Here is a 1,282-nt window from a genome sequence, read left to right as displayed (position 1 = left end):
CCCTTGCCGAGGAAATCGACTGCCTGTTGCTGGACGAGGCCGGTGGCGGTTATCCAGACAGCAATCCAGTCAACCTGACCACCCCGGCCAACCTGGCCTATGTGATCTACACCTCGGGTTCCACCGGCAAGCCCAAGGGCACCTTGCTGCCCCACGCCAATGTACTGCGCCTGTTCCAGGCCACACAGCGCGACTTCGCCTTCGATGCCAGCGATGTGTGGACGCTGTTCCATTCCTATGCCTTCGACTTTTCGGTCTGGGAAATCTTTGGCGCCTTGCTGTACGGCGGTCGCCTGGTGATCGTGCCACGGGAAGTGACCCGCTCGCCGGAGGACTTGCACAGCTTGCTGCACCGCGAACAGGTGACGGTGCTCAACCAGACGCCATCGGCCTTCCGGCAATGGCTGCCGGTGGCCTGTGGGTCATCGGCCCGCTTGGCCCTGCGGCAGGTGATCTTTGGTGGCGAAGCCCTGGAAGTGGGCAGCCTGCGGCCGTGGTTCGAGCGTTTTGGTGACGCCACGCCACGTCTGGTCAATATGTACGGCATTACCGAAACCACGGTGCACGTCACCTTCCGCCCGGTGAGCCTGGCGGATCTGGACGGGCAGCTGGTCAGCCCCATCGGGCGAGTGATCGACGATCTGTCCTGGTACGTGCTGGACGCTGAACTGATGCCGGTGGTGGCGGGTGGCACGGGTGAGCTGCATGTGGGCCGCGCCGGTCTGGCGCGGGGCTACCTGGGGCGTGCGGGCTTGACTGCCGAGCGCTTTGTGCCGGATCCGTTCGAGGGGCAGGGCGGTCGTCTGTACCGTACCGGTGACCTGGCGAGCGCCGCTGCCGATGGCGCGGTGGAATACATCGGCCGTATCGATCATCAGGTGAAGATTCGCGGTTTCCGCATCGAACTGGGCGAGATCGCGGCGCAGTTGCAGGCCCATGCCGCAGTACGCGACGCCGTGGTGGTGGATGTGGACGGGGCGCTGGGCAAGCAACTGGTGGGCTATGTGGTGCCGGAGGTTGCGGGCGATGACCCGCGCGAAGCCTTGCGTGCGCAGCTCAAGGCGGCGCTGCCGGACTACATGGTGCCGGCCCATCTGGTGCTGTTGGCGACGCTGCCCCTGACCGGCAACGGCAAACTGGACCGCCAGGCCTTGCCGTCGCCGGAAACGGGGCTGCTGCAATCGCTGTATATCGAGCCGGAAACAGAATTGCAGCAGCAGCTGGCGGCGATCTGGGCCGATGTGCTGAAGGTCGAGCGGGTCGGCCTGAATGACGATTTCTT

Annotated in this window: 1 protein-coding gene; it reads left to right on the top strand. The window is 64.9% G+C overall.

Features of this window, described 5'->3' with window-relative positions; all coding sequences use genetic code 11:
- Positions 1–1,282 (top strand): amino acid adenylation domain-containing protein (locus M2401_RS34290; RefSeq protein WP_259111508.1); only part of this gene is annotated, 1,282 nt, incomplete at both ends.

Source organism: Pseudomonas sp. JUb42, assembly GCF_024807945.1.
GTDB lineage: Bacteria > Pseudomonadota > Gammaproteobacteria > Pseudomonadales > Pseudomonadaceae > Aquipseudomonas.
The sequence above is the reverse complement of the archived record's forward strand: the minus strand, read 5'-3'. Positions and strand labels throughout refer to the sequence as shown.